Below are 258 nucleotides of genomic sequence, written 5' to 3' on the forward strand. Positions count from 1 at the left end.
GGTGTATCACCAGTTCGTGCATACAACCCGAAGATGTCCCTCATATAGAGGCCGAACACCGGGATCCCCATAATCAACGCGAGATCCGGGCCATCCATTTCAATCAGGTATCGAACGATTGGATAGCCGCCTGTAAGTAGGGGCAGGAACGCCCGACTTTCAAGTTCGTCCCATACATTCGAGAACTTCAGGTTGCGGCCCGACATGAGCACCGTCACGACCTTCTCGCCGGCCGCATGATCACTCTGATAACTGAAG

Annotated in this window: 1 pseudogene; it reads right to left on the minus strand. The window is 53.9% G+C overall.

From position 1 onward, the window contains the following. Positions 1 to 258 (minus strand): annotated as a pseudogene (locus SB772_RS42885) (hypothetical protein); the annotation flags it as partial.

Source organism: Paraburkholderia sp. SIMBA_030 (assembly GCF_046535245.1).
In the GTDB taxonomy this organism is placed as follows: domain Bacteria; phylum Pseudomonadota; class Gammaproteobacteria; order Burkholderiales; family Burkholderiaceae; genus Paraburkholderia.